Below are 16,405 nucleotides of genomic sequence, written 5' to 3'. Positions count from 1 at the left end.
CAGTCCTCAAACGCCGGACGGGCTGAAAAAGCTACAGACGGGTGGGCGGGCAACTGCCGGGTATCGGGCGGGTGGGCGGGAAAGCTTTCGCCGCGAAGCGGCGGAACGGGGCCGCTGCCGGGCAATCGGGTGGGTGGGCGGGAAAGAATCCGCCGCGGAGCGGCGGTCGTGAACGCTAGCCCCCCGCCCCCGCGAAATGCTCCCGCACCAAGGACTGGACGACGGCCAGGTCACGGGCCACCAACGCCTCCAGGAGGGCCGTGTGCTCCGCCGCGTCGGCGACGAGGTCGGCGCGGCGCCCGGAGACGGGCCCGCTGACCAGCGGCCACTGCGACCGCCGGTGCAGATCATCCGCCACCTGCACCAGCTGCCGATTCCCGGAGAGACCGAGGACCGCCCGGTGAAAGGCGCGGTCCGACTCCGCGTAGCGGGCGAGGTCTCCACCCGCCGCCGCCACCACGCTCGCCTCCGCCAGCGGCCGCAACTCACACCACCGCGCGGCAGGCACCGTACGCGCAAGCCGCAGCATCACCGGCACCTCGATCAGCGCCCGCACCTCCGCGAGCTCCCCCAGCTCCCGAGCGCTCCGCTCGGTCACCCGGAAGCCACGGTTCGGCACGACCTCGACCGCGCCCTCGATGGCGAGCTGCTGCATCGCCTCGCGCACGGGAGTGGCGGAGACCCCGAAGCGCTCACCGAGCACCGGCGCGGAGTACACCTCGCCCGGCAGGAGATCACCGCCGACCAGCGCGGCGCGCAGCGCGTCGAGCACCTGACCGCGGACCGAGCTCCGCTGCACCGGCTTGCGCGGCGCGGGCGGCGGGACTGGCGCGGACGGCTCCGCCTCAGCCTCCGCGTGCGTGTGCTCACCGCGCGCCGAGCCCGACCGCGGCTGCTCCGGCACACGGGCGGCAAGGCGGTACGCGTCATGCGCTCTGGCCTGCTCCACGAGGTCCACCCATAGTCCGCTCGGTCCGAAAGGTACGAGAGGCACCATAGGCGGACAGCACCGCAGTTGAAACCTCGATCACTTCGGGTAAGGTAAGGCTAACCTGCAATCGATCGTGATTCGGTGGTCCCCGTATGCACGTTCCCGCCTTGGCGAAGCGCGCCCCGAGCGCCCTCGCGGACGCCTACGCCCGCCTCACCGAGGTGTTCCCGGGACTGCGCGTGACAGAGCTCGGCAACGAGGAGCAGGCCCCACAGGGCGACGGCTGGGTCACCGCCGCCCGGCTCGCGGAGGGCGGGGCCGACCTCGACGCGTTTCTGGCGTGGGACGAGGCGCAGGTACTGAAGGACTACGGGCAGGCCGGGCGCCCCGATGTCATCGCAAGCTTCGGGCTTCACCGGTACGCCTGGCCGGCCACGCTCCTGATCACCGTTCCGTGGTTCCTGCACCGCCGCGTCCCCCGCTACCCCGTACAGAACGTCGCCTTCCAGCGCACCCTGGGCCGGATGGCCGTCCGCGACGCGGGCTTCGCCTGCCTGCCGGGCGATCCGGCCGCGGCGCTGCCCGGCGCCCGTGTCGTACCCGACGAGGAGGCCCTGCGCGCCGAGGTGCGGGCGGCCGTCGCCGAGCATCTGGGACCGCTGCTCGACGCCTTCGGGCCCCGGATGCGGCGCCGCTCGCGCGCCCTGTGGAGCGTCGCCACGGACGAGATCGTCGAGGGGCTCTGGTACATCGCCCACCTCCTGGGCGAGGAGCAGCGCGCCACACAGGATCTTGAGCTGCTGCTGCCCGGCGCCACCAAGCCGTACGTCGGGACGGCCGGGTTCCGGGAGCTGACGGGGCCGAACGGCGAGTCCCTGCCGACCCGCGACCGCGCCAGCTGCTGCATGTTCTACACGCTGCGCCCCGAGGACACCTGTGTGACCTGCCCGCGCACCTGCGACACGGAGCGCGTCGCACGGCTCAGCGCCGCGGCCTGACCGCCCCCCAGCGCCCCCCAGCGCCCCCACGGTCTCCAAAACCTCAGCCGCTTCCCCCCGAACCACCCCTTCGTGTCCGTTTAATCGAACTCAACTCGCCCTCCTGGCCGCTGAGTTCGAGCAAAACGGCGCGCGCCGCACCCCTTTGCACCCCCCAAGGCGTTCTCTTGCCCCGAAACCCCTCTGAGGGCCACCGGGATTGGGTCACTATGGCGCCCGAACGCCCTACCGCGACGCAAGGGACCCCAGATGAGACTGACCGACATATCGCTGGACTGGCTGCTTCCGGGCTGCGTCCTGCTCCTGGGCATGCTGGTCGCGGTGGCGGTGCTCGCACGCGGCAAGCGGGCCGGGCAGAAGGCCGCCGGTGCCTCCAGCGACGAATCGTGGGAGCGCAGCGAGGAGCGCCGCAGGCGCAAGGAAGCGGTCTATGGCTCGGCTTCGTACGTGCTGCTTTTCTGCTGCGCGGCGGTCGCTGCCGCACTCTCCTTCCACGGCCTCGTCGGCTTCGGCCGGCAGAACCTGAACCTGTCCGGCGGCTGGGAGTACCTGGTCCCGTTCGGACTCGACGGGGCGGCGATGTTCTGCTCCGTGCTCGCCGTGCGCGAGGCGAGCCACGGTGACGCGGCGCTCGGCTCGCGGCTCCTCGTGTGGACGTTCGCGGGCGCGGCCGCCTGGTTCAACTGGGTGCACGCGCCCCGGGGCCTCGGCCACGCGGGCGCCCCGCAGTTCTTCGCGGGGATGTCGCTCTCGGCGGCGGTGCTCTTCGACCGCGCGCTGAAGCAGACCCGCCGTGCGGCGCTGCGTGAACAGGGCCTGGTGCCGCGGCCGTTGCCGCAGATCCGCATCGTGCGCTGGCTGCGCGCGCCCCGCGAGACCTTCGGCGCCTGGTCGCTGATGCTCCTCGAAGGCGTACGCACCCTGGACGAGGCGGTCGAGGAGGTCCGCGAGGACCGGCGCGAGAAGGAGCAGACCCGGACCCGCAGGCGGGACCGGGAGAAGCTGGAGCGCGCGCAGCTCAAGGCGATCAGCCGGGGCCACCGGGCCCTGCCGGGACGCGGCGGACGCCAGGTCGACATGCAGGCCGTGGCACCGGCCGCCGGGTCCGCGCAGGTCGGCGCGGACCCTGCCATAGCGCCGCAGGAACAGCTGGCGCTGCGCTCCCGTCCCTCCCTGCAGGCCGTCAGGAGCGGCTCTGACGCCGCCACGCCGGTGACCGTCGACCTCACGGCCGAGGACGACACACAGACCCTGCCGCGGCTCGACTCCCTGGAGCAGAAGCTCAAGGACCTTGAGCAGCAGTTCGGTTAGGGCGGGAAACGGCCGGCGGTCCGGGTCACACCGGGCCGCCGTCCAGCTCGAACCACACCACCTTCCCCACCCCGTGCGCCCGCACGCCCCAGGCGTCGGCGAGGGACTGCACGAGGACCAGGCCTCTGCCGTGCGTACCGTCGTCGGCGTTCGGTACCCGCAGCTTGGGGCGGCGCCCCACGAAGTCCCTGACCTCGACGCGCAGCCGGCCCGGCGCCACGGTCGCCGTCAGGATCGCGTCGTGATCGGTGTGCACCAGTGCGTTCGTGACCAGTTCGCTGGTCAGCAGCTCGGCTATGTCGGATCTTCCCGGTTTGCCCCAGGAGCGCAGGAGTTCACGCAGCGCCCCGCGCACCTCGGAAACCGCCCGTAGGTCTGATCGCCCCAATCTGCGCCGGAGTTGAGCCCGGTCGGGCTCCCCCACCATGTCGTCGGTCGACTCGTCCCGTATTTTCGGCGAAGCAGCCCCGGATCGGGGACCACCCCCTCGTACCTGCCTTGTCATGACCCCCGCCCACAAGATGAGTCCTGTTCCTCCTTGCTCGAACGCGCTCACGGAATGCATGCCCCACCCGGTTGGCGGCACTCATGTCCATTCATCAACCAAGGGAACGGGTGCGCCCGGGCCCCACGGGGAAGTGAAGCGGTGGATCGTTCCCGCATGATCCCGGGAGATCCCGCGTGAGTCCGTCCGAGCCCGCCGAGGAGCCGCCGTGCACGACGACCGACTGCTGGTTGAGGGACGCCTGGAGCGCGCCCTGCGGCAGTTCATCCGCCCCGCCCGGTACACGGACCGTGTGCCGCTCGCCCTCTCGGTCTGGCACGCCCCGGGCGAGCCGGTGCCCGTCGCCGAGGCGCTGAAGGCGTCGTACGCGCCTTTCGAGACCGGCACGGAGTGGGGAAGTCCCTGGTCAACCAGTTGGTTCCGGCTGCGGGGGCAGGTGCCCGACGCATGGCGCGGACGGCGCGTCGAGGTGGTCGTCGACCCCGGGTTCACCGGTGACGGGCCCGGTTTCCAGGCCGAGGGTCTGGTGTACGACGCTTCGGGCGTTCCCCTGAAGGGCGTTCACCCGCGTAACCGGCACATCCCCGTGGCGGCCCCCGCGCAGGGCGGTGAACCGGTGCATCTGCTCCTGGAGGCGGCGGCCAATCCGGCCGTTCTGCGTGACTTCGAGCCGACGCCGCTCGGCGACGTTCTGACCGCGGGCGATCGGCCCATCTACCGATTCGCCTCTGCCGATCTGGCCGTACTGAACGAGGAGGCCTGGCGGCTCACCCTGGACATCGAGGTCCTCTCGGAGCTCATGTACGAGCTGGATGCGGCCCGGCCGCGCCGCCACGAGATCCTGCGGGCCCTGGAGCGGGCGCTCGACGCGCTCGATCTGCACGATGTGCCGGGCACGGCCGCTGCCGCCCGCGCCGAGCTCGCCGGGGTCCTCGCGAGCCCCGCCCACGCCAGCGCGCACCGCGTCTCCGCCGCCGGGCACGCGCACATCGACTCGGCCTGGCTGTGGCCGCTGCGCGAGACGGTGCGCAAGGCGTCCCGCACCTTCGCCAATGTCACGGCGCTGGCCGAGGAGTATCCCGAGCTGGTCTTCGCCTGCTCGCAGGCCCAGCAGTACGCCTGGGTGAAGGAGCACCAGCCGCACATCTGGGAGCGCATCAAGAAGGCGGTGACGGACGGGACTTGGGCGCCGGTTGGCTCGATGTGGGTCGAGTCGGACGCCAACATGCCGGGCGGTGAGGCGCTCGCGCGGCAGATCACGCACGGGATGCGGTTCTTCCGCGAGGAGCTCGGCGTCGAGACGGAGGAGATCTGGCTGCCGGACTCCTTCGGATACACCGCCGCCTTCCCGCAGTTGGCGAAGCTGGCGGGCGTCCGCTGGTTCCTCACCCAGAAGCTGAGCTGGAACCAGTCCAACAAGATGCCGCACCACACCTTCTGGTGGGAGGGCATCGACGGCACCCGTGTCTTCACGCACTTCCCGCCGGTGGACACCTACAACTCGCAGTTCCACGGCGCCGAACTCGCCCACGCGGAGCGCAACTTCACCGAGAAGGGCCGCGCGTCCCGCTCGCTCGTGCCGTTCGGCTGGGGCGACGGCGGGGGCGGCCCCACCCGCGAGATGATGGAGCGTGCGCGGCGCCTTCGCTCCCTTGAGGGTTCGCCGCGCGTCGAGATCGAGCGGCCGTCGGCGTTCTTCGCGGCGGCCGAGGAGGAGTACGGGGAGCGGGCTCCGGTCTGGTCCGGCGAGCTGTATCTGGAGCTGCACCGGGCGACGTACACCACGCAGGCGGCGACCAAGCGCGGCAACCGGCGCAGCGAACACGCCCTGCGCGAGGCCGAGTTGTGGTGCACGGCAGCCTCGCTGCGGGACCCTTCGTACGCCTACCCGTACGAGGCGCTCGACCGGCTGTGGAAGGCGGTGCTGCTGCACCAGTTCCACGACATCCTGCCGGGCTCGTCGATCGCCTGGGTGCACCGGGAGGCCCGCGACACCTACGCACGGGTGCTTGCCGAGCTCGACGAGATCACCGCCGGTGCGGTGCGGTCCCTCGGCGCGGGCGAGGCCGCCGTGCTCAACGCGTCGCCGTACGCCCGCAGCGAGGTCGTCACGAGCGGCGAAGGGGCCCTGGTGCACGTGAACGTCCCGGCCCTCGGCACGCAGAGCCTCGCGGTGGCGGCCGGGCACACCCGCGCGCCGGGTACCGGTGCCAGGGCTCAACTCGCCGACGGCACCATCGTGTTGGGGAACGAACATCTCCGCGTCACGATCGACACGGACGGGCTCCTGACCTCCGTACGCGATCTCGACGCCGACCGCGAGGTCCTCTCCCCCGGTTCGCGCGGCAACCTCCTCCAGTTGCACCCCGACCATCCCACGCACTACGACGCCTGGGACCTCGACCGGCACTACCGCAACACGCACTCAGACCTCACGGACGCGGAGTCCGTCGAGCTCGTGGAGGACGGGCCGCTGCGGGTCGCCGTCCGCGTGGTGCGGGCCTTCGGGGACTCGCGCATCACGCAGGAGATCCGGCTCGCGGCGGGCAGCCGGCGCGTCGACGTGGTCACGGACGTCGACTGGCGGGAGTCGGAGAAGGTGCTCAAGGCCGCCTTCCCGCTGGACGTGCACGCCGAACGGTCCGCCGCCGAGATCCAGTTCGGCCATGTGCACCGGACGACACACGCCAACACCGGCTGGGACGCGGCCCGTTTCGAGATCTGCGCGCACCGGTGGCTGCGGGTCGCCGAGGAGGCGTACGGCGTCGCGGTGCTCAACGACTCGACGTACGGCCATGACGTGACGCGCGCGCCGCACGCCGACGGGCTCGGCACCACCGTGCGGCTCACGCTGCTTCGCGCCCCGCACAGCCCGGACCCGGAGACGGATCTGGGCACGCACCGGTTCACGTACGCGCTGCTGCCCGGTGCGACGACGGGCGACGCGGTCGCGGAGGGCCTCGCGCTGAATCTGCCGCTGCGGGTGGCCGAAGCGCCCGTGCTGCCGTCGCTGGTGAGCGTCGACGACCCGGCGGTGACCGTGGAGTCGGTGAAGCTCGCGGACGACGGGAGCGGCGATGTCGTGGTGCGGCTCTACGAGTCGCGGGGCGGGCGCGCGGCGGCCGCGCTCACCACGTCGTTCGCCGTGAGCGCGGCGCAGGTGACGGACTTGCTTGAGCGGCCGCAGCGACCGGCCGAGACGGACAGCGCGGGCCTGGCGCTCGATCTGCGGCCGTTCCAGATTCTGACGTTGCGACTGACGCCCGTGCGGTGACAAGTCGTCAGGGACGGGGCACGTTGCGGAGGTTGGAGCGTGCCATCTGGACCATGCGGCCGACCCCGCCGTCCAGGACGATCTTGCTGGCGGAGAGCGCGAAGCCGGTCACCATCTCGGAGCTGATCTTGGGTGGGATGGAGAGGGCGTTCGGGTCGGTGACGATGTCGACGAGGGCGGGGCCCTTGTGGGAGAAGGCGTCCTTCAGGGCGCCCGCGAGCTGCTTGGGCTTCTCCACGCGTACGCCGTAGGCACCGGCCGCGCGGGCCACGGCGGCGAAGTCGGGGTTGTGGTTGGCGGTGCCGAACGACGGAAGCCCCGCCACCAGCATCTCCAACTCGACCATGCCCAGGGAGGAGTTGTTGAACAGGACGATCTTCACCGGCAGGTCGTACTGGACCAGGGTGAGGAAGTCGCCCATCAGCATGGAGAATCCGCCGTCGCCCGACATGGAGATGACCTGGCGCCCGCGGTCGGTGAACTGGGCGCCGATCGCCTGCGGCAGGGCGTTGGCCATCGAGCCATGGCTGAAGGAGCCGATGATGCGGCGCTTGCCGTTCGGTGAGATGTAGCGGGCCGCCCAGACGTTGCACATGCCCGTGTCGACGGTGAACACGGCGTCGTCGGCGGCGAGTTCGTCGACCACGGACGCGACGTACTCGGGGTGGATCGGGATGTGCTTCTCGACCTTGCGCGTGTACGCCTTGATGACGCCTTCGAGGGCGTCCGCGTGCTTCTTCAGCATCTTGTCGAGGAAGCGGCGGTTCGTCTTGGGCGTGACGCGCGGCGTGAGACAGCGCAGGGTCTCGCGTACGTCGCCCCAGACGGCGAGGTCCAGCTTGGAGCGGCGGCCGAGACGCTCGGGGCGCACGTCGACCTGGGCGATCTTGACGTCGTCGGGCAGGAAGGCGTTGTAGGGGAAGTCCGTGCCGAGGAGGATGAGCAGGTCGCATTCGTGGGTGGCCTCGTACGCGGCGCCGTAGCCCAGGAGTCCGCTCATGCCGACGTCGTACGGGTTGTCGTACTGGATCCATTCCTTGCCCCGCAGCGCGTGGCCCACCGGGGACTTGATCTTCTCGGCGAACTCCATGACCTCGGCGTGCGCGCCGGCCGTGCCGCTGCCGCAGAAGAGGGTGACCTTGTCGGCCTCGTCGATCATCGCGGCGAGCTTCTCGATCTCCGCGTCGCCGGGGCGTACGGAGGGGCGCGAGGTGACCAGGGCGGTCTCGACGGCCTTGTCGGGAGCGGGCTGATCGGCGATGTCGCCGGGCAGCGTGACCACGCTGACGCCGCTCTGGCCGATCGCGTGCTGGATGGCGGTCTGGAGGAGACGGGGCATCTGCTTCGGGTTGGAGATCATCTCGCTGTAGTGGCTGCACTCGCGGAAGAGCTGGTCCGGGTGCGTCTCCTGGAAGTAGCCGAGACCGATCTCGCTCGAAGGGATGTGCGAGGCGAGGGCGAGGACCGGGGCCATGGAGCGGTGCGCGTCGTACAGGCCGTTGATCAGGTGGAGGTTGCCGGGCCCGCAGGAACCGGCGCAGGCGGCGAGGCTTCCGGTGATCTGGGCCTCGGCGCCGGCGGCGAAGGCGGCGGTCTCCTCGTGGCGCACCTGCACCCAGTCGAGTCCCTTGGTGCGCCTGATCGCGTCCACCACCGGGTTCAGGCTGTCGCCCACGACTCCGTACAGGCGCTTGACGCCCGCGCGGACGAGGATGTCGACGAACTGTTCGGCGACGTTCTGCTTGGCCATGGCTTCACGAACCCTTCAGTCCCCTTGACGCTCTTGGGGTCCATGAATTCACAGTGCGGGCGCTCACGCCTCCCAAACGGCGGCCGCGGTCCGGTCGTCGGCGTACCCCTTGACCCTGACCTGGATGTCCGCGAGGAACTCCGCGAGGCCGGGCGGACCTGCGTCCGACCATCGCTGGGTGAGGTGTCCCGCGAGGTCGGGCTCGCCGCGCAGCGGCTCGGCGAGGCCCCCGCTGCAGAGCAGCAGGGCGTCACCCGGGCGGGCGACGGAGGCGCGGAAGCGGAACGGCTCGCGGGGCGGCGGCTCCGGGGCGGGCTCGTACGGGCTCGGCGGCGTGATGATGCCCATGTCCATGGTGAGGCGGTCGCCATCGGGGGTCTCCGAAGGCACCGAGCCGAAGCCCACCACGGGGGGTCCCGCGTCGCCCGCGGGGTCCGGGACCCGTGGCTCTATGTCCTGCCACTCCCCGTCACGGAGACGGAAGAGTCCGCCGCCGCCGACGCCGAAGAAGACGCGGGTGCGGCAGTCGGGGTCGGCGGGCAGCAGCAGGCAGCGCAGGGAAGCGGCGTACTCGTCGGGTTCGACGCCGAGGTCGGCGGCCTGCGCGCGGAGCTTGCCGAGGCTGCGGTCGGTGAGGCGGTGCAGGCCGCTCTTCAGGTCGCCGCGCCGGGCGGCCCTGATGTCCTCGGCGAGTCGCTGGTGACTGCGGCCCACGGCACGGCCGATCCACGCACAGGCGTCGGCGGCCGCCCGGTGGGCGCCCGGCGTGGCCCGCGCGCCGGTGGCCATGGCGACCAGGACCAGTGCGCCGTCGCCCGTCCCGAACCGCGCGGTGAGCAGCGAGTCACGGCGCGGCTCGCCCCGGTACCTGGCGGAGTCCCCGCGCACGGAGACCGCCCGCAGGGTGGACGTGCCGTAGCGCGCGCCGTCGAGGACGGTGTCGGCGACCAGGTCCGCCAGGTCGTCGGGGTCGGCGGCGGGCAGCACGGTGGGCTCGGCGTCGTAGGTGGGCGGGCCGTCACCCACATAGGCGACGGCGCGCGGGGGTTCGGCGAGGGTGGGCGCGGGTGGTTCCGGCGCCTGCTCCGGTTCGTCGGTACGTCCAGAGGGCGCCGGGCCCGCGGATTCGTCGGGCGGTCGGGGCGCCGGGACGGCGGTGGTGCGGCTCGGGGCCTGCGCGGGAGGCTTCGGTCCCGCCGGGAAGGTCACAGGGCCTGCCGGAGCCGCCGGGGGTTCCCAGGGGCGGGCGATGGGGCCGGGGGCGGACGGCTCGCGGCGGGCGGACGGCTCGCCCGGAGGGGCCGGCCCCGAACCCGTGAACGGTTCATGGCGGTCGGACGCAGGACGGTCCTCGAACTGGTCGCCGTATACGTCCTGTTGGGCGGTTCCACCCGCAGCATCGGCGCCCCCAGGGGCAGTTCCCGTGGACGACGCGGACACCGCCGATGCGAATCTGTCGTCGAGGGTGTCGGCCACCTGCGCCGGGCCCGTGTCGGGTGCGGAGTCGTCGTACAGCTGACCCCACCAGTCGTCTTCCTGGCCGGAGGCCCCGGTGTACTGCTCCCCCTGCTGGCTCATGCCCCTATTGTCCACCGCACGGGCCGTACGAAAACGGTTCATCCGGAAATTCCGGCCGTCGGGCGACGGATTGAGGACCGCCGGGCGGGCCCACCCCCCACGGGAGGTCCGCCCGGCGGTGTCTATGTGACTAACGCACGTCGTAGGCGCGGGCCACGGTCTGCGTGACGGAACTGTTGTTCGCGTCCGTCAACGGACATCCTCGGCCGGAACCGCGAACACCCCGAACGGCCGGCCGGACTGCCCCACGACCTCGCCGTTCCGCTTCAGCTCCGCGGAGCCGATGTCGCCCAAGCCGCCCTGGATTCCCGCGTGTTCGGCATCGGACCAGAAGCCGGGCACGCCGCGCTCACGGCGATGAGCAGCAGCTTCTTGGCAGGACCGCAGGACGAACCGGCCCAAAGGCCGCATTCACCGCTGCAGTTGGTGCTGCGGTGGCATGACCTTGGCAGAGAGGCGGGTGGTACGGGGATGATGTCCTGGGGCGGGTTTACGCCGTGGCCGTTTTCCGCCACGGAGCCGTCGGAACGGATCCTCGGGGAGGGGCATCGCCGCATGCTGGCTGCGATAGGTCTGGACGAGACACATGAGTCGGCGTACCGGGCACTGGTGGCGGTGGGGGCCGCCGACGTGCCCGATCTCGCGCGGCGGCTGACGCTGGGCGAGCCGGAGACGGTGCACGCGCTGCGCCGCCTTGAGCGGCACGGCCTCGCGGCCCAGGCCTCCGGGAAAGCGGGCCGGTGGGTGGCGGCCCCGCCCGCCGTCGCGCTCGGCGCGCTCCTGACCCAGCAGCGGCACGAGCTGGAGAAGGCGGAGCTGGCGGCGACCCTGCTCGCCGAGGAGTACCGCGCGCAGGCCGCCGAGCCCGCGGTGCACGACCTGGTCGAGGTGGTCACGGGCGCGGGCGCCGTCTCGCAGCGCTTCCTCCAGCTGCAGCTCGGGGCGAGCGACGAGGTGTGCGCCCTGGTGACCGGCAACCCGGTCGTGGTCTCCGGCACGGAGAACGACGCGGAGGAGCAGGCGGCGGGCCGCGGCGTCGCCTACCGCGTGGTGGTCGAGCGCTCGGTCCTCGCGCTCCCCACCGGGCTGCTCGAACTGTCGACGGCGATCGGCCGCAATGAACAGGTGCGGGTCGTGGACCGCGTCCCGACCAAGCTGGTGATCGCCGACGGCTCGCTCGCGATGGTGCCGCTGACCTCGCGCACCGCGGAGCCTGCCGCGCTCGTGGTGCACGCGAGCGGCCTGCTCGAATCCCTGACCGGGCTCTTCGAGGCGGTGTGGCGGGACGCGCTGCCGCTGCGGCTCGGCGAGGGCGGCGACACGGTCACCGAGGACGCCCCGGAGGGCCCCGACGGCGCCGACCTCGAAATCCTCTCCCTGCTGCTCGCGGGCCTGACCGACGCGAGCGTGGCCAAGCAGCTCGATCTGGGCCTGCGGACGGTGCAGCGGCGGGTCAAGCGCCTGATGGAGCTGACGGGCGTGACGACGCGGCTTCAGCTGGGGTGGCATGCGTACGAGCGCGGCTGGGTGGCCCGCTGACGCCTCCGGGGCGACCGTGCGGGGCGGCCTCGACTCTCGCGACCTGCGGTTTTCTCCCGTTTCCTGCACGCTTGGCAGATGGCAGTGTGGGAACTCCTGCTGGTCGCGATGGTGCTGCTGCTCGGCCTGTGCGGAGTGCTTGTGCCCGGGGTTCCGGGGCCGTGGCTGGTGTGGGCCGCGGTCCTGTGGTGGGCGCTCAAGGACGCCTCCGCGGTCGCCTGGGGCGTCCTGGTCGGCGCGACCGTCGCCCTCCTGCTCGCCCAGGGCATCCGCTGGCTGCTGCCACCACGCCGCTTCCGGCAGAGCGGGGCCACCCGCCGCACGGCCGTGTACGCGGGCGGCGGGGCACTCATCGGGTTCTGCGTGCTGCCGGTGATCGGAGCGATACCGGGGTTCATCGGGGGGATCTACCTCGGGGAGCGACTGCGCCTTGGCGGGCACGGCGAGGCGGTGACGGCGACGCGGACGGCCATGCGGGCGGGCGGCTGGAGCGTCCTGACGGAGCTGTTCGCGTGTCTGCTGATCGCGGGGGCGTGGCTGGGGGCGGTGATCTGGGGCTGAGTAGCCGGGGCCGAGCAGTCGGGGCCGAGCAGTCGGGGCCGAGCAGTCGGGGCCGAGCAGTCGGGGCCGAGTAGCCGGGCCGAGCAGTCGGGCCGAGTAGCCGAAATCAGTTCACGTACATGTCCCAGCATCGGATCTCTCACGACTCATTGACGGGATGGCGCACCCTCTCTAGCTTTCAGCGAGGTAAAGCTCCGATGACTCGGGAGGCGCGATGCCAAGGCCCTCCGGAAGAACCGTGCTCGCCACCGGATCGGCGGTCGGCGGCGCGCTGATGGACCGTGCTCGACGACGCCGACCTCGTCTGGCAGCAGCTGCCGAAGACCTGGTACGAGGGCCCCTACCTCGGCAACGGCTTCCTCGGCTCGGGAATCTACGCGGAGCCGGACGCCGCGGCCTCCGCGATCCGCTTCAACATCCAGCACTCCGAGGTGCAGGACCACCGCCCCCGGTTCGGTTCGCTCTTCGGCCTCGCGCGCCTCCCCATCGGCCACTTCACCCTCGGACCCGTCGGCGCCATCACCGGCATCGACTGGCGCCTGCGGCTGCGCGACGCCGAGCTGACCGGCACCCTTGCTCGCCGGCGGGCAGCACGTCACCGCGTGGCGGGAGCGGACCCGCGACGGCGTCCTACCGCAAGAGATGATGGCGACCTGCGGGCCCTGGCTGGAGCCGACCCCCTGGCCCAACACGTGGTGGAACCTGAACGTGCAGCTGGAGTACTGGCTGATCCTTGGCTCGAACCACATCGAACTCGACGCGGTGTCCAGGGCGTTGAGCGAATTCCGGGACAACCTCACCAAGGAGATGGCGGCCCCTTACCGAGCCGACTCCCGAGGTAGGCAACCTCACTTGGGCGCTGCACAACGTCTGGCTGAGCTACCGCCACACGATGGACGAGTCGATCCTGAGGGACGTCCTGTTCCCACTCCTAAGGAAGGCGATCAACTATTACTTGCACTTCCTGGAGCCGGGAGCGGACGGCAGACTGCACCTGCCGGCGACGTACTCGCCCGAGTACGGCGGCAATTCGAAGGACTGCAACTACGACTTGATGCTCCTGAAATGGGGCTGCCGCACGCTCCTCGAAACGGCGGAACTCCTAGGTGTGGACGACGAGTTGGCCCCGCGCCGGCGCGAGGTCGGCAGCAGGCTCGCGGCGTACCCGACCGACGCGAACGGCTACATGATCGGCGCGGACATCCCCTTCGCGAAGTCGCACCGCCACTACTCCCACATGCTCGCGGTGTATCCCCTGTACGAGGTGACGGGCCGCACGGCGGACGAGCGCGCCCTGATCGAGAAGTCCCTGGCCCACTGGGTCGGCTTCGAAGGGGCCCTGCAGGGCTATACGTTCACCGGGGCGGCGTCCATGTCGGCGCTGCCCGGCAAGGGTGAGGACGCGCTGAAGTACCTCGGGCAGCTGATGGCGCGCTTCATCCGGCCCAACACCATGTACAAGGAGTCGGGCCCCGTCATCGAGACCCCGCTGTCCGCGGCGCAGTCCCTGCACGACATGGTCTGCCAGTCCTGGGGCGACATCATCCGCGTCTTCCCCGCGCTGCCCGCGGCGTGGGCGGACCTGGTGGTGCACAACTTCCGTACGCAGGGCGCTTTTCTGCTGAGCGCGGTGCGGGAGGGCGGGGCGACGCGGTGGGTCCGGCTCGTGAGTGAGGCGGGGGCGCCGTGTGTGCTGCGGCACGGGATCTCCGGCGCGGTGGACGTGCGGGACGGGCGTGGCCGTCCGCTGCCGTACGAGGATGTGGGCGGCGGGGCGGTTCGGATCGCCCTCCGCAAGGGCGAGTCGGCCCTTGTCACGGCCAAGGGTGACCGGCCCGATCTGCGGATCGCGCCGGTCGAGCCGCATGCTGCGGCGGCGCGGTGGGGGCTTCCGGGGGACTCCTAGGCCGGGGCGGGGTACGCGTGCGAGGCTCGCCGCATGACCGAATTCAGCGAGGCCGAGCGGGCGTACCTCAAGACTCAGCGGCTTGGGCGGATGGCGACCGTCGATGCGGCGGGGCAGCCGCAGGCGAATCCCGTCGGTTTCTTTCCGCAGGACGACGGGACGATTCTGGTGGGCGGTTATGCGCTGGGGACGACGAAGAAGTGGCGCAATCTGCGGGGGAATCCGAAGGTCTCGCTGGTCGTGGACGACATTGTGAGTGTGCGGCCGTGGAAGGTGCGGGGTGTCGACATCCGCGGCGATGCGGAACTCCTCACGGGGCCGCACGATTTGGGCCCCCACTTCAGCGAGGAACTGATCCGCATCCATCCTCGGCGGATCCATAGCTGGGGGCTGGAGGGGTAGGGGTGGGGTTCCTTTCCCCGACCTCGCCCCTACCCGAATCCTTTCCGGGTGGGCGGGCAGCTGCGGAGATTCGGGTGGGTGGGCGGGAAAGAATCCGCCGCGAAGCGGCGGCCTGACGGGATGCGCTGCCGGGCAATCGGGTGGGTGGGCGGGAAAGATCCGCCGCGGAGCGGCGGGCTTGGGCTGGGTTCACCCCACCCGCAGATGCCACCCCCCGTAGGACCGCCACGGCCTCCACGTGTCCGGCGCCCGCTCCCCCTCCAGCGCCACATCCGGATCGCCCAGCGCCCGCATCCTGATGACCGCCACGGCCCCCGGCTCAACCGGCAGCGCCAGCAGTCCCGCCTCCGCGTCATCCCGGTCCGCCCCGGCGTCCAGCCTGACCCGGCCGTCGGCCAGCGCCGCGGCCAGCACGCCCAGAGGGCCCGGCTCCCCGGCCAGCGCCCCGGGCTCGGGGAAGACATGGGTCAGCGTGCCGCACGGCGCGTCCAGCGCCTTGCCGTGGCGCCGCACGAGCAGTGCCGCCTCCTCCCGCCCCACCAGCGCCCGCACCGCGAGCTCATCGGGATCCGCCGCCCCGGGCGAGCGAAGACCGGGGCGGGCGGCGACCAGCGGGGCAAGGCGCGGGTCGGAGCCGAGGCGCTCGTCCACGGCGTACGGATCCGCGTCCAGGTCGAAGAGCCGGCGCAGCCGCTGCACCGCCGTGGTGAGATCCCGCAGGTCGGTCAGGTGCAGCCGGGTGTCGAGCCAGCCGCCGATCCCGTGGTCGCGCTCCTCCACCGCCGCGATCCCCGTCCCGTACGGCAGCCGCAGCGTACGCCGGTACGTCCGACCGCCCGGCTCACCGACGACCTGCTCGATACCGTCGACCACCTCGCGAGCGAGCAGATCGAAGACGGCGCCCGCCTGGTACGCACCCCGGTAGGCCAGCCGCAGCGGAACACCCGCGGCCGGAGTCGCCCGCCCCGCGGCCCCCCTCCGCGGCGCCGCGTCCCGCAGCGCGGTCGGCGTCATCGCGTACACCGCACGGATGGTGTCGTTGAACTGCCGCACGCTGGCGAACCCCGCGGCGAACGCGATCTCCGTGATCGGCAGGCCCGTGGTCTGCAGCAACACCCGTGCGGTGTGCGCCCGTTGGGCCCGTGCGAGGGCGACGGGTCCCGCGCCGAGCTCGGCGGTGAGCTGCCGCTGCACCTGCCGGGCGCTGTAGCCGAGCCGTACGGCGAGACCGGGGACGCCCTCGCGGTCGACGACGCCGTCACCGATCATGCGCATGGCACGGCCGACGACATCGGCGCGTACGTTCCACTCGGCGGAGCCGGGCACGGCGTCCGGGCGGCAGCGGCGGCAGGCCCGGAAGCCGGAGCCCTGGGCTGCGGCGGCCGTGGTGTAGTAGCGGACGTTCTGCCGTTTGGGGGTGACGGCCGGGCAGCTGGGCCGGCAGTAGATGCCGGTGGTCTCGACGGCGAAGAAGAACTCCCCGTCGAAACGGGCATCGCGGCTGCGTACCGCCTCGTACCTGGTCTCTTCATCGGTATCGATCACGTCATCAAGTGTGCGGCCTCCCCGGCGACCCGGCTGGCGGGAATCGGACATCACGTTGCGCGGGAGGGGAACCCCGGCGGGGCGGTGCGGGGCCCAGGACAGGAC

Annotated in this window: 12 protein-coding genes and 1 pseudogene; 7 read left to right on the top strand and 6 right to left on the bottom strand. The window is 71.8% G+C overall.

The features are described from left to right. Window positions 1-175: 175 nt before the first annotated feature. Window positions 176-949 (bottom strand): GntR family transcriptional regulator, encoded by a 774-nt coding sequence (locus ACFWY6_RS33740; protein WP_384698657.1) that lies wholly within the window; start codon window positions 947-949, stop codon window positions 176-178. A 134-nt stretch (window positions 950-1,083) separates the two neighbouring features. Between ACFWY6_RS33740 and ACFWY6_RS33735 the strand changes: the two genes are divergently transcribed. Continuing rightward, the gene (locus ACFWY6_RS33735; RefSeq protein WP_384698654.1) at window positions 1,084-1,929 is read left to right on the top strand and encodes a (2Fe-2S)-binding protein; all 846 of its coding nucleotides are present in this window, start codon (window positions 1,084-1,086) and stop codon (window positions 1,927-1,929) included. A gap of 249 nt (window positions 1,930-2,178) precedes the next feature. Beyond that, on the top strand, window positions 2,179-3,240 hold the full coding sequence (locus ACFWY6_RS33730; protein WP_266871698.1) for a DUF2637 domain-containing protein: 1,062 nt from the start codon (window positions 2,179-2,181) through the stop codon (window positions 3,238-3,240). Between the two features lie 25 nt (window positions 3,241-3,265). Here ACFWY6_RS33730 and ACFWY6_RS33725 read toward each other — a convergent pair whose 3' ends face one another. Then, window positions 3,266-3,667 (bottom strand): ATP-binding protein, encoded by a 402-nt coding sequence (locus ACFWY6_RS33725; RefSeq protein WP_384698651.1) that lies wholly within the window; start codon window positions 3,665-3,667, stop codon window positions 3,266-3,268. 286 nt (window positions 3,668-3,953) lie between these two features. On the opposite strand from ACFWY6_RS33725, the gene ACFWY6_RS33720 reads away from it, so the two are divergent. Further along, entirely contained in the window at window positions 3,954-7,019 is a 3,066-nt protein-coding gene (locus ACFWY6_RS33720) for an alpha-mannosidase (protein WP_384698648.1), read from the top strand. Window positions 7,020-7,026: 7 nt separating this feature from the next. Here ACFWY6_RS33720 and ACFWY6_RS33715 read toward each other — a convergent pair whose 3' ends face one another. The 3 genes from ACFWY6_RS33715 to ACFWY6_RS33705 form a co-directional block, all read right to left on the bottom strand. Beyond that, window positions 7,027-8,769: a pyruvate dehydrogenase gene (locus ACFWY6_RS33715; RefSeq protein WP_384698645.1), complete on the bottom strand. Its 1,743-nt coding sequence runs from the start codon at window positions 8,767-8,769 to the stop codon at window positions 7,027-7,029. Window positions 8,770-8,832: 63 nt separating this feature from the next. After that, window positions 8,833-10,347 carry a protein phosphatase 2C domain-containing protein gene (locus tag ACFWY6_RS33710; RefSeq protein WP_384698642.1) on the bottom strand — a complete coding sequence of 505 codons (1,515 nt, stop codon included), beginning with the start codon at window positions 10,345-10,347 and terminating at the stop codon, window positions 8,833-8,835. A 189-nt stretch (window positions 10,348-10,536) separates the two neighbouring features. After that, a complete protein-coding gene (locus ACFWY6_RS33705) occupies window positions 10,537-10,689 on the bottom strand; it encodes a hypothetical protein (RefSeq protein WP_384698639.1) in 153 nt (50 codons plus the stop codon). A gap of 213 nt (window positions 10,690-10,902) precedes the next feature. Between ACFWY6_RS33705 and ACFWY6_RS33700 the strand changes: the two genes are divergently transcribed. The 4 genes and pseudogenes from ACFWY6_RS33700 (at window position 10,903) to ACFWY6_RS33685 (ending at window position 14,755) form a co-directional block, all read left to right on the top strand. Continuing rightward, window positions 10,903-11,886 (top strand): helix-turn-helix transcriptional regulator, encoded by a 984-nt coding sequence (locus ACFWY6_RS33700; protein ID WP_384698636.1) that lies wholly within the window; start codon window positions 10,903-10,905, stop codon window positions 11,884-11,886. 78 nt (window positions 11,887-11,964) lie between these two features. Next, window positions 11,965-12,447 carry a DUF456 domain-containing protein gene (locus ACFWY6_RS33695; RefSeq protein ID WP_384698633.1) on the top strand — a complete coding sequence of 161 codons (483 nt, stop codon included), beginning with the start codon at window positions 11,965-11,967 and terminating at the stop codon, window positions 12,445-12,447. Between the two features lie 274 nt (window positions 12,448-12,721). Then, a pseudogene (locus ACFWY6_RS33690) lies at window positions 12,722-14,353 on the top strand (hypothetical protein). Window positions 14,354-14,386: 33 nt separating this feature from the next. Further along, complete coding sequence (locus ACFWY6_RS33685; RefSeq protein WP_384698630.1) at window positions 14,387-14,755, top strand: PPOX class F420-dependent oxidoreductase; 369 nt, start codon at window positions 14,387-14,389, stop codon at window positions 14,753-14,755. 189 nt (window positions 14,756-14,944) lie between these two features. Here the strand turns inward: ACFWY6_RS33685 and ACFWY6_RS33680 are convergent, their stop codons facing one another. After that, window positions 14,945-16,351, bottom strand: a complete 1,407-nt coding sequence (locus tag ACFWY6_RS33680) for a bifunctional transcriptional activator/DNA repair enzyme AdaA (protein WP_384698660.1) — start codon at window positions 16,349-16,351, stop codon at window positions 14,945-14,947. Window positions 16,352-16,405 lie beyond the last annotated feature (54 nt).

The sequence above is a fragment of the Streptomyces sp. NPDC059037 genome (genome assembly GCF_042740015.1).
Lineage (GTDB): Bacteria > Actinomycetota > Actinomycetes > Streptomycetales > Streptomycetaceae > Streptomyces.
This window is presented reverse-complemented; position numbering and strand designations above follow the sequence as displayed.

Bases quoted from the DNA above. Each gene is read 5' to 3' on its own strand.
- ACFWY6_RS33735 (WP_384698654.1), top strand. From the start codon at position 1,084: ATGCACGTTCCCGCCTTGGCGAAGCGCGCCCCGAGCGCCCTCGCGGAC.
- ACFWY6_RS33730 (WP_266871698.1), top strand. From the start codon at position 2,179: ATGAGACTGACCGACATATCGCTGGACTGGCTGCTTCCGGGCTGCGTC.
- ACFWY6_RS33725 (WP_384698651.1), bottom strand. From the start codon at position 3,667: ATGGTGGGGGAGCCCGACCGGGCTCAACTCCGGCGCAGATTGGGGCGA.
- ACFWY6_RS33715 (WP_384698645.1), bottom strand. From the start codon at position 8,769: ATGGCCAAGCAGAACGTCGCCGAACAGTTCGTCGACATCCTCGTCCGC.
- ACFWY6_RS33710 (WP_384698642.1), bottom strand. From the start codon at position 10,347: ATGAGCCAGCAGGGGGAGCAGTACACCGGGGCCTCCGGCCAGGAAGAC.
- ACFWY6_RS33700 (WP_384698636.1), top strand. From the start codon at position 10,903: ATGCTGGCTGCGATAGGTCTGGACGAGACACATGAGTCGGCGTACCGG.
- ACFWY6_RS33695 (WP_384698633.1), top strand. From the start codon at position 11,965: ATGGCAGTGTGGGAACTCCTGCTGGTCGCGATGGTGCTGCTGCTCGGC.
- ACFWY6_RS33685 (WP_384698630.1), top strand. From the start codon at position 14,387: ATGACCGAATTCAGCGAGGCCGAGCGGGCGTACCTCAAGACTCAGCGG.
- ACFWY6_RS33680 (WP_384698660.1), bottom strand. From the start codon at position 16,351: ATGTCCGATTCCCGCCAGCCGGGTCGCCGGGGAGGCCGCACACTTGAT.